Here is a 13,568-nt window from a genome sequence, read left to right on the forward strand (position 1 = left end):
ACCCAGAGATGCCAACATCTCAATGTGCATGCCTCAGCGCTTGTCCAAATGGTCCAACGATTGCTTCAGCCCCTGGAATGCAGTTGACGAACGTAGAGCGGCAGCGCCCGCATCTTGAAGAGCACGTACGTCAAGCGCTTCGATCGTAAAAGCTGTTGGCACACGAAGCAGTGAAGTGCGTATGTCTGGTTCTTCAAGGTCCCGCAGGCTGACAGTGATGAGATGGATTTCGACGTCGGGAGAGAATGGACTGTCTTCCTGGTTTCGATTTTCATCAAGCTCCGCTGCAATTCGCTTGATGTCGTTTTCCAGCAAGGAAAGCGTTATTTGAGTCTCGCGCGCGCCAGCGCCATAGAGCAACGTCTCCAGGACTTCTCCGGTCGACGGCACTTCATCACTAAGGTCAACCCTTGTTGCCAGATCGCGGGCAGAGTTCACCGCAACCAAGACAATGCGACGAATCGAATGTCGAGGCACACCAGAAAAAGAGTTATAGATTGAGCCATTAGCCATTAGCCTATCGATCATCAATCGTATGCCTAGGTTGTCACTGACCCCGCCATCTACCAAATGAATGTAAGGGCGCGCCTTGGCATCTAGGTAGCCATCTGTGCTTTGCCGCAGCAGCTGAATACGAAAATCAGTGCTACTGGATGCTTCGCCATCCGGTGGGAAAAGCGCTTTACCGCATCGGTCGGAAAAATTGCGTAGCGTCATCGGGGACAGGATGATCGGAACGGCCGATGACGACGCCACAGCAAAGGACAATGGCACACTGTTCAGATCCGAACAGATTAGCGAAAACTGCTCTGGGGTGAAGTCGAAAGGTGCGCCGGTTGTTAGGTCCGTCGCCGTGATCAGTAAGCTCGGCGCTTTCGGATTCTTGCGGACATCACCAAATGTCATGCCTTCGTATAGTTCGTCGAACCGGTGTGCCAATATGTGCGTGCGTCCGAACCAAGGAGAGGTGAGGTTGAACAAGTTATTTGGATAAAAGACTTGTTTGAGCAGGGTCGACTCGAAGGGCTTCAACAAAAAGTCTGGTTCAAATCGCTCTAAGGTTTGATCACCAAAGGCAGCGTAGTGCGCTGCGAGAATACTTCCTCCCGAGACGCCGCTGACGATTGAAACCTCATCGAGAAGCGTCGTTGGTCGTCCGTCTAGCGTGAACTCTGTGCGCTTTAATTCCTTGAGCACGCCCAGACCAAATGCGGCCGCGCGTGCTCCGCCTCCCGACAGCGTGACCGCAACCACCACAGGCCCTGTTCTGTAGTCGTCCTGCTGCGCCTCGGTTATCTGTGCCACATTGACCCAGGGGCGAAAGCTAGAGCAGCCACTCAAAATCCCCAGGGCAGCAACAGTCAGGATTCTCGCGCACAGCATGCCAGAACGAGGTGTTTTGCAACTGCGGAAGAGATTTAGCTTATTGTCCATGTGTCAAGGGCTCTCATCGCGCCAGACGCTACCGACGTGTTCGATACATGCACGAATTGAATTCTTCGCATGGCCCAACAATGAGTAGGAAGAAGCAAAATCTGCAATTGGACTGCCATGCTCAAAGCAGCTGGCAGCCAATACGCGGTGACCTGTTCGATCGTCCTCTGCCAAAAACTCCAGGCTTGCACCACCCGTTGTCACAGGCCCAACAAGTAGTGTTGTAAGCGCATTGACTGCTCTGTTAGGTGTCTGCAGTTCAGTGATCGCCACACGTATTCGGATTCGATCTGATGCACTAGTAGCAAGAGATGCCGCAAAGTACGATCGCAGCTCTGCAGAGGTATAGCCTAGGATCTCTCGTTGCTGTTCCGCGTCTAGCCCCGTTATGACACCCGAGTTCGTTGCGACCAAGGCATCATCTACGACTACTTCAGTGCAACACCCCCAACTGAATCCGGGCGCCCTGTATAGCAAAACATTTTCAAACTGCGTTGGAACGAGAATCTCGCGATCGCCGAGAAACGGGGAGCGAGTCATGCCGTTAGTCGCGCAGCCGGAGATCAGGCCAACGACGCATAGCGTTGATCCCGCAAGGATAAATCTGCGTAGTGGATTCATTGCTTAGCCTCTAGTGTCAGCGTTGCTTGGACGGTATGAGTTCAAGCTCACCTGAAGCCAGCCCTTGAAGAGTTCGCAGTAGACGATGGCGCTCTTCGAGCTCAAGCGTGGGAAAACCCATCATCTCCGCGAAGAAGGCACCATCCAGAGCAACTAGGACGAGTGCAGCCACTTCAACACTTCTCGCGGAAATGCGCGCTCTCGCATATTGCCGCCTGTACCAAGCGCGAATGGGCTCAAGCAATGTCGGGTCTTCTGCCACAGCCGCTAACAACGCCGCACCCAATTTTTCCATTTCATTGTTGGGCATTGACGCAACCTGGCTGGATAGCCAAGGGTCCGGGTCACCGGCGAATTTCCGCTCGCGCTCTTCCTGTGAGGAGTCAAAGGCATGCACCTGGTCGTCGATCAGCGTAAGGAGCAAGTCCCGCTTTGTTTTGAAGTGATAGAGGAATGCCCCTTTGCTTAGACAGGCCCGCGCAACAACCGCGTCGATCGTCAAGCGGTTCGCCCCCTCTTGGACGACCACATCACGTGCGGCCTGAAGGATGCGTTCACGTGTTTGTTTCGCTCGAGCTGAAGACGGAGCAACAGCATCATCACTAGGCTCAGCATTTTTTTTGTCGGCCAAAATCGTGCTCCCATAATTAGAATTAGTACCGTCGGGACGGTATGTTATCAGGTCGCACTGGCGGCTGTCCAAGTCTTACCTTTGCAGTAGCAAGGGTTGACGGTTGCAGATGCTCTGACACTGGGCGTCGACAACAGCCCGGACCATGAGCTGCGGCACGTTGTTGGATGTCCTTGGAGCTATCCCCTGGGGATGGACCAGGGTGAGGGGGCTCATCGCAAAGCTGGGAAGCACCAGGTTCGGTTTGTTGACAGACGGCCTTCTCTGCCCACGCGAAGCTGTCGACTCGTTTCCCCAATAGCGAGTCCACACCATGGCAACCAACGAACCTTTGCAGTTGAATCTAGGGGCACTTCGCAGCGCAATGTCATTGACGCTGCACACCCACCACGCCTCTCGCATCTGGCATGGGCGTGCCGCAGGTGAAGGCCGAGCGGCGATAGTTGGCCTCAACGGCTACGTCTCGGTCATGAACAAGATGAAACGCGGCGCCGAGCAGGATGACCCTTACTCAGACTGGTGGATGCTGCGCATTGAAGAGAAGCTCGATCAGACGAAGGAGACCCTGCAGACATTGCGCGAGCAGGTTGATCAGGCCCTGGCCGGTGTGCCAACAGCACTGACACTCGGCGAGAACCTCAATGTGCAGCCCGTCAAGCTTCCACTGTTCGTCAATGCCCAATTGGGCTTTGCCGCGGTCTATCTGCTGGCTGACTACGACGACATCGCCCGCAAACTGATCCTGGCCCATCACACCGCGCTGATTGATCGCAGCACGCTCGAGCGCTGGCTGAATGACGGCGCACATGCCTTGCGCAGCCTCTTCTCGCTGGCGCAGCAGTTCCGGTACTCAGGCACGACGCGCGATGACTTTGCCGCGAAGAATGCTGCAGCGCGCGCGGCAATGGAAAAACTAGGCGAGCTGCCGCAGGACGTGCTGGAAGGCACACGCCGTTCGCGCTTTGCGCCGCCGATTTCGCGCCGTGGTCTGCAGCAGCGCGAGGCTTCCCAGCCCACGGAGCCAGCTGCAGTCGAGAGCGCCGGCACGGCGCTAGTGCCGCCCGCGTCCGGCACAGATGCAGAGGACGAACCAGCATGACGGATCCTGGCCTGGGGCAATACGCCCACTTTCGTCCACTAGAACAGGCGGACTTCATCAAGCTGGAACAGGCAGCCTATCTAAAAGGCCTTTTAAGACCTTTTAAAGGTAAGGGGACTCTTGAGGACTGGGCCATCCGTTGTCACGAGCAAAGGGACCAGCTTATCGCCCTGGCGCAACGCCGCGTGCTGCGGCAAGCAGCAGGGCATCCCTTCAACCTGTTGCCCGCGGAACTGGCCCAGCAGAAAACTGGCGCAGGGACGACCTTTCTGCGCTGGCGCAGGCCGGACCGCTCGGCCATGGGCGTAGCGCTGTGGCAGGAGCTCATCGCCAGCGCCACCACCCCAGTCAGCCTGCTCGCAGACTTGTATGCCCTGGAACAGCAGCGCATCGTGCTGAACATGCAGATCAGCCTGTTGCACACGCTGGGCCGCCAGGCACAGGAGTGCGCCAGCAAGATGACTCAGGCCGAACTCGCGTACATGCGCCGAGTGCAGGGCACAACTACCACCGCACGGTCAGCAAATATGCTGCTCCCATGACCGCCAATCGCGCCCCTCTCGCATTGGCCATAGGCCAGGCGGGCACTTCACCCACCAAGGAGATTTCGACATGAGCACCCACTTCTACGGCGAAGGCAACATCGGGTCCACCCCTGACTTCCGCGAGTTCGCCAACGGAAACGACGAGCCTAACCGTCTTCTGCGGCTGAACGTCTATTTCGACAACCCGGTGCCGAAGAAGGACGGAACCTTTGAGGACCGCGGTGGGTTCTGGGCGCCGGTGGAAATCTGGCACCGCGATACCGGCCACTGGAAGGATCTGTATCAGAAAGGCATGCGTGTCATGGTCGAGGGACGTACGGTCAAGGACGAATGGGAGGATGCCGATGAAAACGAGCGCACCACGTTCAAGATCGAGGCCCGGCGCGTCGGCATTCTTCCGTTCCGTATCGAGTCGGTAAAGCTAAGCGCCAGGCCCGCGAACGAGCAGGACAACGAAGCCAAATGATCCATCGGAGCGGTGCAGTGCGTCCTAGTCCCGCACCTCGCCCCCCAGGGCAATGCCATCCCCTGGGGATTACTCCACTAACGTCTACTGAGGATTTTCTGGCGGGCCAGCAGAAGCTCCTGCGAACGCCGCAGAGCTTTCGGCCATGGATCAGAGCTTCAAGGCGATCTCGCCACTCGATAGGACTCATCTTCACCGGCATACTGATGGAATTTCATTCAGGAGATTTCATCCGTGATCAGCCATAGAACCCGCTATTCGCTTGCCCAGTTTCTCTCGATCCAAGAAGCCTCTGTCTCCATCGCGCTGTTCAGCAAGTACGGCGTTGAGCATCTCGCGCTGTATCCAGCCCAGTTGCTGCCTAGCATCGTTAATACCGTCCGTGACCAGGATGATCGAACCCTGCTCAAGGTACTACAGGAGATTGTTGCAACGCCTGGAAACCTTCGCGCTAAGGTGTCCCCGAAGACGCTTTTCGAGGAGCGCATGCATGATCTGACACAGTGTCTGCTGATAGACGGCTATATTGCGCAGGATAAGAAGTTGCTGCAGACGGACCCGTCCATCGCCGACGCGGCACCTGTCGAAGACGATCTGATCACCGCATTGCGTGGCTTTGGATCGCCACAACGGGACGCGATCATCGACAAGATAAACGACTCGGCCGAAGCATTCCGGGCCGCGCCGCCTGACTACAACGCAGCGCTGACCAATGCACGCGTCGCGCTCGAAGCGCTCTCGGTGGATGTCGCAGCAGAAGTTGTCCACCAGCAGCAGATAAACGCCTCCTACAACCCCGCCAAATGGGGCGAGGTCATTGGCTTCTTGCGAAGCAGCGGAGAGATCACGCTCGAAGAGGAAAAAGGCTTGGCTGGCGTCTTTGGTTTCCTCAGCCCTGGCGCTCACCGGCCGGTCGGTATTCCCGAAAACCAGATGGCCCGTTTGGGGCGATCGTTCGCACTCAATATGTGCTGGTTCTTGCTGCAGAATCGAATTGCTCGCCGCAGCAGCTGATCTCGCGTCACGGCGACTCCGTCGCCGTGTAGTTAGAGAGCGATTTCACGCACCAAGCCGCAGACACAACGCGATCGCCCGGCATCCGCGTTGTTTGCTGCCTCACCCTCAAGCTCGCGACATGCTTGCGCCCATGAACAACATCGTGCGGGTGAGGCAACATGCGGCTATTTCTCTGCGAGAAGCCCTCTCAGGGTAAGGACATCGGGCGAATCCTGGGCGCCACACAGCGTGGCAACGGCTGCTTGAGCGGCCCCGGCGTCACCGTCACCTGGTGCATCGGTCATCTTGTGGAAGCCGCTCCACCCGAGTCCTACGGGGAGCAGTACAAACGATGGTCGATAGAGCAACTGCCCATCATTCCAGAGCGTTGGCGCGTCGAAGTCAAACCCAAGACGGCGACGCAGTTCAAGGCAGTCAAGCAACTGCTTGCACAGGCTACGGAGCTGGTCATTGCAACAGACGCGGATCGTGAAGGCGAATTGATCGCCCGCGAAATCATCGAACTGTGCGGCTACCAAGGCCCCATCCAGCGACTGTGGCTATCGGCGCTCAACGACGCATCCATCCGCAAGGCACTGACCTCCCTCAGAACATCGGCAGACACGCTACCGATGTACTTCTCAGCGTTGGCGCGCTCTCGTGCAGACTGGCTGATCGGCATGAACCTCAGTCGACTGTTCACCGTCCTGGGCCGGCAAGCCGGATACGAGGGTGTGCTTTCCGTGGGGCGCGTGCAGACGCCCACGTTGAAACTGGTCGTGGACCGTGATCGTGAGATCGCACGCTTCGTCTCTGTGCCCTACTGGGTTGTCGAGGTAGCGCTGAACGCTGGGTCGGCCACCTTCACGGCCAACTGGCAGGCACCGCCCGCTGTCTGTGATCCGAACGGTCGCTGCCTTCAAGAGGCTGTCGCCCGGCAGGCACTGGAGCGCATCCGTGCAGCGGGTTTGGCCAAGGTTGGCTCAGTGGAAACCGAGCGCGTCAGGGAGGCCCCGCCGCTGCCGTTTGACCTGGGCACTTTGCAGGAGGTCTGTTCTCGTCAGTTCGGCCTCGACGTGCAGGAAACGCTGGATATCGCGCAATCGCTCTATGAGACGCATAAGGCCACTACCTATCCCCGCTCGGATTCAGGCTACCTGCCCGAATCCATGCTGGCTGAAGTGCCTGCCGTGCTGAGCGCCTTGGTTGCGACCGATCCGACGCTCGGCGCGATCGTCGCCAAGCTCGATCCTGCCCAGGTGTCCCGCGCCTGGAGCGACAGCAAGGTCACCGCTCACCACGGCATCATTCCCACCATGGAGCCAGCCAAGCTGTCTGCCATGTCCGAGAAAGAGCAAGCCGTCTATGGCCTGATTCGCGCCCACTACCTTGCCCAGTTCATGCCACACCACGAATATGACCGCACTGTCGCGCTGTTGTCATCGGCCGGAGAATCGTTGCAGGCCACGGGCAAGCAGGTCGTCGCGCTGGGCTGGCGCCTCGCGTTGATCAACTGCGGCCCGGACGCCACGGACGACGAGCCGGCCCAGCGGGCTCAAATCCTGCCAGCGCTCTCGAACGGCATGCAGTGCCGGGTCGCGCAGGCGGAGATCAAGGCCATGAAGACCACGCCGCCCAAGCCCTTCACACAGGGCGAGTTGGTCAAGGCGATGAAGGGCGTGGCCAAGCTGGTCTCGGATCCGAGGTTGAAGCAGAAACTCAAGGACACCGTGGGTATCGGCACCGAAGCCACCCGTGCCAACATCATCGGAGGCCTGCTCGGACGTGGATACCTCCTGAAGAAGGGCCGTGCCATCCGTGCATCGGATGCGGCCTTCACTCTGATTGAGACGGTACCGGCCGCCATCGCGGACCCAGGAACCACGGCAATCTGGGAACAGGCTCTTGACATGATCGAGTCGGGGCAACTGACCCTCGATACCTTCATTGAGAAGCAGTCGTCCTGGATCGCCCAGCTGATCCAGCAGTATCGCGGCACCAGTCTGGCCATCAAGGTACCGCAGGGGCCGGCGTGTCCCGAGTGCGGCACCTCCACCCGCCAACGTACCGGCAAAAGTGGACCATTCTGGTCCTGCAGCCGGTATCCGGATTGCAAGGGCACGCTGCCCGTCGAAACGGGCAATCGCGCTCGTGGTGCAAGTCGCAAGCGTGGCGGCAAGCCGAAAGCTTGAATCCCACCACCATGTCGGCCCGCAGCCGGCGACATGGCAGTCCGTCCCGCAGCCCAGCGGGACAACCAGCGCGCGACTCCTTCTGCAACGGTGTGCGCGCCCCAGCGGGCCCTGCGGTCCATGGGGCGAGAAGGCTACTTTTACTTGAATCGCGTTCCCGCGCATTCTCCTGATCGGCTTCTCTTCCATCCGCAGAGAGGGGTCTCCTGGTCGCTTGCCGGCATGCGTTGCAGCGAGCTACCAGGAGATCCCTCCGGGTCGATGGTATTCAGCGCCGGAGCCCGCCGGCGAATCAACGGGCGCCTTTTGTGCGCGGATGTGCGCCAGGCAATACCGACCCCAGCCACGATATGGGTCGGATGTGAACGCTGAGACAGCGGACGGTTATACCGACGACCGAACCCTGTGCAGCCCATGGGTGGTGACCTTGTCCTGAGTCGGAGGCCAGATGGCCTCCGGCACCTCCTCATGCCGAACCCAGGCGTGTAGCGCACCCAATCAATCGCACACCATCGCGGAACGTCTCAGTTCCCATTTCCCGACGACAGGACCAGCCCCGACCAAGATCCTTGGCATTGGCTCGCTGATTCATCAGCAACCCGCCAGCAGCCAAGGTCGCCCCAGGCTGCGCCACGCCCTAGGCGTGTCGACCATCCCCGTCCGCATCGCATCGTGCCGCGGATGCCCGCCCGCCAGGGCGGTGATGCATCGCAATCCGTCGGGTCCTCCCATCCATTTCAAGCTCAAGCCAACCACCTCCGTGTGTACGCGGTGCTTCCGTTCGCCTTCCGGCATTCCACCCTCCACGCGTCCAAGGGCGCTGAACCTTCTAAGGAGTTTCCTATGACCACCATCCGTCTTCAGACGAACCAGAACCGTCTCATCGCCAACCTGCGCCATGCGTTCAACCAGAGCTCGATGCTCGGAGAGCTGCTGCAGAACGCCAGGCGAGCTCAAGCGAGCGCCATCCACTTCACCGTGGACGACAGCAGTCTCACCATCCGCGACAACGGCAGCGGCATCGCCAACCTGCAGACCCTCATCCACATTGCCGAGTCCGGCTGGGACGAGAAAACCCAGACGTGCGAGAACGCTTTCGGCATGGGCGTGTTGTCCACGTTGTACTTCGCCGAGCGCCTGACCGTCCGGTCTGGTGGGAAGGCATTCAGTGCGGCGACCGTGGACATCATCCGGGGCGAGCCGATTCAGGTGATCCCCTGGGATCTGGTTGAGGGCACGGAAATCCGATTGGATGGCATCCAGCCGACACAGCCCGGGGAGACCCTGTCTGTTTGGGCTGAACGCCTTCTGCGCACACTGTGCGAAGCCTTTCCAGTTCCCATCTGGCTCAATGGCCACGCTGTGCTTCGGCCCCTGGCGGACCCCGCGCTGCAATGGCGTGAGACGCCCATGGGCCAGATCCTGCTGGACCTGTCTGCTTCACGCACGCAGTGGCGATGCTTCCTCCAGGGGCTTCCGATCGGCCGATCACCGTCAACCTGCAGGCACCACGTCGTCCAGTTGCCAAACAACACGCTCGCCAGGCTTCCCGATCGCCAGCATCTGTTGAATGAAGCGGAAGACCACAAGCGCATCCAAGTCGCGATCGACAGCGCCTTTCGCCAAGCATTGATCGAGACCAAGGAGCGCCTCTCGACCAGCGACTTCATCGTGCACTACGCGCGCATCTGCATGGACTCATCCAACGCCGACTTGCTCAACGACGTTCCCTTCGTTCCACGAGCCTGGTTCCGATCCTGGGCCCTTGAACCGTCCGGATTCCGCCGTTACTGGGATCGCCACTTGGCCGAGGGCATCGTGGCTCGGGAGGTACTGGAAGAAACTGGCGCTTGGCGGATCGAATCGGATGGCGATGACGCGCCCACGGCTGAGGTGTACCTGGAGGCTCGCAAAGCGTTCTTGCTCGATGAAAGCGGGATCGATGCCGGGCACTGGTTACTGGGGCTTGTAAGGCCCATCACGCCGGAGGAAGTCCAGGTCCGCCCAGGTGCCATCCTGCATCATGACGCCAGCCTGTGTCTGGCCGACTACGAGGTCGAATTGACCTTGGCCGACGGCCTGAACGTCTGCATCGAAGGCGAGCCGGACGTTGCGGTCGGCGCCATTCGCAAAGGCGTGACGTTGTTCCTCACTGCCGATGCAGGCGGTGCGACTGCGCTGGTCTCCGACTACATCTTCGATGATCGCTATGACGAGGATCGCGAGGACGAAGACGGCAGGACCATCGACACCTTCATCGCAGTAGGGTGTTCGCAGTCTCCGGCCGGTGTTGTGCAGGCCCTGCTGCCCGTCACCTTGCGGTATGCAATGCAACCAAGGTTGGCAGGTGCCGTTGTTCATCTGACCTTCGATGCTGAAGGAAGACTGGCAGCAGTCACCGCCTGACACTGCCGTCCACCAACCACTGCGCCCCCGGGATTTCCGGGGGCTTTTTTTTGCGACAAGAGGCACACCTAGCATCGGGATGGCATGAATCCGGTCCAACCTGGGTTCCCATTTCTCCCAGACGCCAAATGCTGCATGGGCAAAGCTGCCCGCATGTGTCGCTGACGTTGTCAGCACCATGCCAGCAGCAAGGATCCTCCGGCTGCGCAGGGAATCCCCGCCCTGAGATCCACCAGTCCGCCATCGCATCGGTTCCGCGGACGAACGCCATCCAGGCGTCGATGCAACTTTCTTTCTTCACCCCTCGCGGGAACTGCCATCCCGACAGGGACAAGGCCGTCTCGCCGTCACCTAGGAGCCGTCCATGTCTCACCGTGCCTCTTTTGGTCATCTGGCCTTGGTCTATGTCGGCAAGTTCCTGCCGCTTGAAGTCATGCAAAGCGCGGCGGGCCACTACATCGGCACACGCGATAGCGAGGGCCCTGTGTCTCGCGAATCGATCGAGTACTTCCGAAGCGCGGCCACCGCTCAGCGCGCCCTCGAAAGAGGCGGCTGGACCCAGTTGCCCAACCCCTGATCCATCAGCTAGGAGAGAATCCATGAACCAGCTTCTGCCCCCGGAAGTCGTCGAGCAGATCGTGCGGGAAGAGCGGCATTTCGCATGCGCTCCAGACGCATTCTTTCAAGCCTGGAAACGCGGCGCCGAAATTGCGGGGCCCGAGTGGTTTGGCAACGGCACCTGCGAAGGCCTGCAGCACGCCACCAGCAAATGGGACCTTCGGCCCAACATGCTGATGCTCAACGAAGCCCTCGGCGTTCTGAGCAGCGGCCAACGCATGTTCCTGTCCGCAATGGTCAGCTTCTACAACGCCCCTGAGGGCGCTGCCATGCTGCGTCGTTGTGGATTTGAAGGGCTTGCCGATCTCGGCGGCCTGGATCTGGAGCGCCGTCAGGTCATCGCCGACCTGGTGTTGAACTACAGCGGCTGGTAAGTCACCAAAGCCGACCTCCGCATCCATTTTCCACACCCAAGAGGGACATCCGTCCTTTCGGGGCGGTGTCCCTCCCTTTTCTACAGGAGCCACACCATGTCCCGAACCCCCTCCTTTGCGATAGTCCTCGAAGGTGGCCTGGTCCAAGCCATCGTCGTACAAGACTGGCCACGCCACCTACCGCTGCCGCCATTTGTTGTCGTGGACTACGACACCGAGGGCGCCGACGATGACGAGATCACGCGGTTTGACATCGGCCAGAGCACGGCCGAAGCCATCTGTCGCAGCGACACGCCAACAGTATTCGAATCTCTTCCAGACGCCCTGTCTCCTCAGAGCATCCTGACGGCACTGGGCGAGTCAATCGCCGAAAAAATGCCCGAGCCTCTAGCCCTCGCCCGCTCGGTACGTGAGGAGATCGTCGACCTGGATGCTCGCCTGAATGCCGCCGAACAGTCACCGACGGGCGACGACTACAACCAACTCTACGTCATTGCCAACTGCGGCCTCATCGAGGTGCAGAAGGCACTGGGCGACACCACCGACTTCGGCGACTGATTCGCCTTCTACCTCTTGGCCCGATGCGACGAGCATCAGGTCCGTCCCCGCGGATGCCACGTCCGCAAGGGGCTGGCTCCGCTCCAACCTCAAGGAGCCAATCATGGCCAACAATTACTACGACGCCACCGGCGTTCTCGTCCTCAACCAGGTGACCCCCGTCATCTCCGCGCTGTTCGGCGGCTTCAAGCTCGACGCTTCCTTCCCCAGCGAGGGACAAGCCTACATCGCGCTCGTTGCCGAGGACCACAACCCGAGTTGGGAAGACCTCTGCGAAGGACTGTCGGAGCTGGCCACCTCGCTCGACCTGCCGCTACCCGATGATCCGCTGGCAGTGGAACCGCTGCTGGAGACCCTGTCTCGACATTTCGGAACCGACCAGGACGAAGCGCTGGCGCATCTCATCGAGCACCATCAGTTTGAGGACGCCGCAGACCTTGATGCGCTGTTCCTGATCGCCACGCGATTCGATGACGGCCACGGCCTTCAGGAAATCCGCTTCGAGGGCTGCTGGCACTGCAGCAAGCCGCGCCTCTTCAACTTCGGAGGCGATGCGCAGTTCTTTAGCCGAGAGTTCGAAGCGTACTGCGCTTCCGGACAGGCGCTGCAGTTTGGCGATTCGGTTCGCCAAGCACTACTCAAACAAGACCTGGAAGCGGTCGCCAACCACTTCACGCGCGAGGTCCACCGCTTGCTTGCAGGCATTCAGGACGCATCGGTGCGAGCTCAGACGCAAAAGCGGATGTCCGCACTGCTGCACTGAAATCGGCGCCATTCGGCGCTGGGTATCCACCTCACACACCGCCTGAGCGCGGTGAATTTCCTTCCCTCGGGGCCAAGCCCCGGTGGGGGTTGGCTCCATTTCAACCCTCACCGGAGAATGGCACCATGATCCAGAAGATCAATCCCTTTGCTCGCGGCTACTACGGCTTCGAGATTCGACGCGTAGCGGTGATCAGCTATGACGATCGCCATCCGCAAATTTTCGTTCCGCTGCACCCCTCTCAGCGCCACCTGCCTGATAACCAGGTGGCCTTGCATGCCGGCATATTCAACGAGGAGTATGCGCTGGTCACTGACGACCAGGTGGTAGCCGAAGAATTGGATGCCACCTGCGGTGGCAGCGGAACCATCCTGGCGGTTTTTCATAGCATCTACGGCAAGAATGTCGAAGGATCGCTCATCCATATTGGCGACAGCCAGACCCGGGAATCTGCGCAGGAGGTTGTGCGTACGCTTGCATTCGAGACCGGCTTTTACAGCCGGTGCTGGGAAATCAGCACTGTGCACATTACCGAGGATGCGGGTCGATTCCTTTTCGAACTCGCCGACATCGCAACACCGACGGCGCTTCTCTTCGTCGCATTTCGCATTCCTTACAGCCCGGCCATCGGCATCAAGCTGATCGCCACCCCCTGGACGGATACGAATCTGCAACAGGTCGAAGGCCTCACCGCTACCGAACTGCGTGCGGAACACCGCGCAAAGGGTGTGCCAGAGGAACTGGCCGACCTGTTGCACCTAGCTGGCCAGGCTGACGTGCGCATGTTGATCCTCGATGCGGACGCTTCCATTCTGGAAGGACTGTCGGTCATCGAGGAACGAGCATAGACCCTTACCACCGCGTC

At 59.7% G+C, this 13,568-nt stretch carries 14 protein-coding genes; 11 read left to right on the forward strand and 3 right to left on the reverse strand.

The genetic code is table 11. The features are described 5' to 3' along the window. Positions 1-33: 33 nt before the first annotated feature. From ACP6KB_RS15545 to ACP6KB_RS15555, 3 genes are read right to left on the reverse strand one after another with little or no spacing between them, the layout of a single operon-like run. Positions 34-1,434, reverse strand: coding sequence for a patatin-like phospholipase family protein (locus ACP6KB_RS15545; RefSeq protein WP_023098642.1), 1,401 nt, complete (start codon positions 1,432-1,434; stop codon positions 34-36). Between the two features lie 3 nt (positions 1,435-1,437). After that, on the reverse strand, positions 1,438-2,055 hold the full coding sequence (locus ACP6KB_RS15550) for a DUF3313 family protein (protein ID WP_023098641.1): 618 nt from the start codon (positions 2,053-2,055) through the stop codon (positions 1,438-1,440). Between the two features lie 16 nt (positions 2,056-2,071). Continuing rightward, positions 2,072-2,686: a TetR/AcrR family transcriptional regulator gene (locus tag ACP6KB_RS15555; protein ID WP_079280447.1), complete on the reverse strand. Its 615-nt coding sequence runs from the start codon at positions 2,684-2,686 to the stop codon at positions 2,072-2,074. Positions 2,687-2,999: 313 nt separating this feature from the next. On the opposite strand from ACP6KB_RS15555, the gene ACP6KB_RS15560 reads away from it, so the two are divergent. The 11 genes from ACP6KB_RS15560 to ACP6KB_RS15610 all read left to right on the forward strand — a co-directional run bounded on the left by ACP6KB_RS15560 (position 3,000) and on the right by ACP6KB_RS15610 (position 13,551). Beyond that, the gene (locus ACP6KB_RS15560) at positions 3,000-3,785 is read left to right on the forward strand and encodes a PFL_4669 family integrating conjugative element protein (protein ID WP_023098640.1); all 786 of its coding nucleotides are present in this window, start codon (positions 3,000-3,002) and stop codon (positions 3,783-3,785) included. Beyond that, positions 3,782-4,327, forward strand: coding sequence for a DUF3158 family protein (locus ACP6KB_RS15565; protein ID WP_023098639.1), 546 nt, complete (start codon positions 3,782-3,784; stop codon positions 4,325-4,327). The genes ACP6KB_RS15560 and ACP6KB_RS15565 overlap by 4 nt, the downstream gene beginning before the upstream one ends. A gap of 70 nt (positions 4,328-4,397) precedes the next feature. Next, positions 4,398-4,796, forward strand: a complete 399-nt coding sequence (locus tag ACP6KB_RS15570) for a single-stranded DNA-binding protein (protein WP_023098638.1) — start codon at positions 4,398-4,400, stop codon at positions 4,794-4,796. Between the two features lie 234 nt (positions 4,797-5,030). Then, positions 5,031-5,810 carry a hypothetical protein gene (locus ACP6KB_RS15575; RefSeq protein WP_023098637.1) on the forward strand — a complete coding sequence of 260 codons (780 nt, stop codon included), beginning with the start codon at positions 5,031-5,033 and terminating at the stop codon, positions 5,808-5,810. Positions 5,811-5,971: 161 nt separating this feature from the next. Further along, entirely contained in the window at positions 5,972-7,984 is a 2,013-nt protein-coding gene (locus ACP6KB_RS15580) for a DNA topoisomerase III (RefSeq protein ID WP_023098636.1), read from the forward strand. Positions 7,985-8,827: 843 nt separating this feature from the next. After that, positions 8,828-10,390, forward strand: coding sequence for an ATP-binding protein (locus tag ACP6KB_RS15585; RefSeq protein WP_023098635.1), 1,563 nt, complete (start codon positions 8,828-8,830; stop codon positions 10,388-10,390). Positions 10,391-10,754: 364 nt separating this feature from the next. Then, positions 10,755-10,967, forward strand: a complete 213-nt coding sequence (locus ACP6KB_RS15590; RefSeq protein ID WP_023098634.1) for a hypothetical protein — start codon at positions 10,755-10,757, stop codon at positions 10,965-10,967. A 22-nt stretch (positions 10,968-10,989) separates the two neighbouring features. Beyond that, positions 10,990-11,382: a hypothetical protein gene (locus ACP6KB_RS15595; RefSeq protein ID WP_023098633.1), complete on the forward strand. Its 393-nt coding sequence runs from the start codon at positions 10,990-10,992 to the stop codon at positions 11,380-11,382. Positions 11,383-11,478: 96 nt separating this feature from the next. Next, positions 11,479-11,940, forward strand: coding sequence for a hypothetical protein (locus ACP6KB_RS15600; RefSeq protein ID WP_023098632.1), 462 nt, complete (start codon positions 11,479-11,481; stop codon positions 11,938-11,940). 103 nt (positions 11,941-12,043) lie between these two features. Then, the gene (locus ACP6KB_RS15605) at positions 12,044-12,703 is read left to right on the forward strand and encodes a hypothetical protein (protein WP_023098631.1); all 660 of its coding nucleotides are present in this window, start codon (positions 12,044-12,046) and stop codon (positions 12,701-12,703) included. A gap of 125 nt (positions 12,704-12,828) precedes the next feature. Next, entirely contained in the window at positions 12,829-13,551 is a 723-nt protein-coding gene (locus ACP6KB_RS15610; RefSeq protein WP_023098630.1) for a DUF5983 family protein, read from the forward strand. The last annotated feature ends 17 nt before the right edge of the window (positions 13,552-13,568 follow it).

The sequence above is a fragment of the Pseudomonas sp. NUPR-001 genome, from assembly GCF_052147955.1.
Taxonomy (GTDB): Bacteria; Pseudomonadota; Gammaproteobacteria; order Pseudomonadales; family Pseudomonadaceae; genus Aquipseudomonas.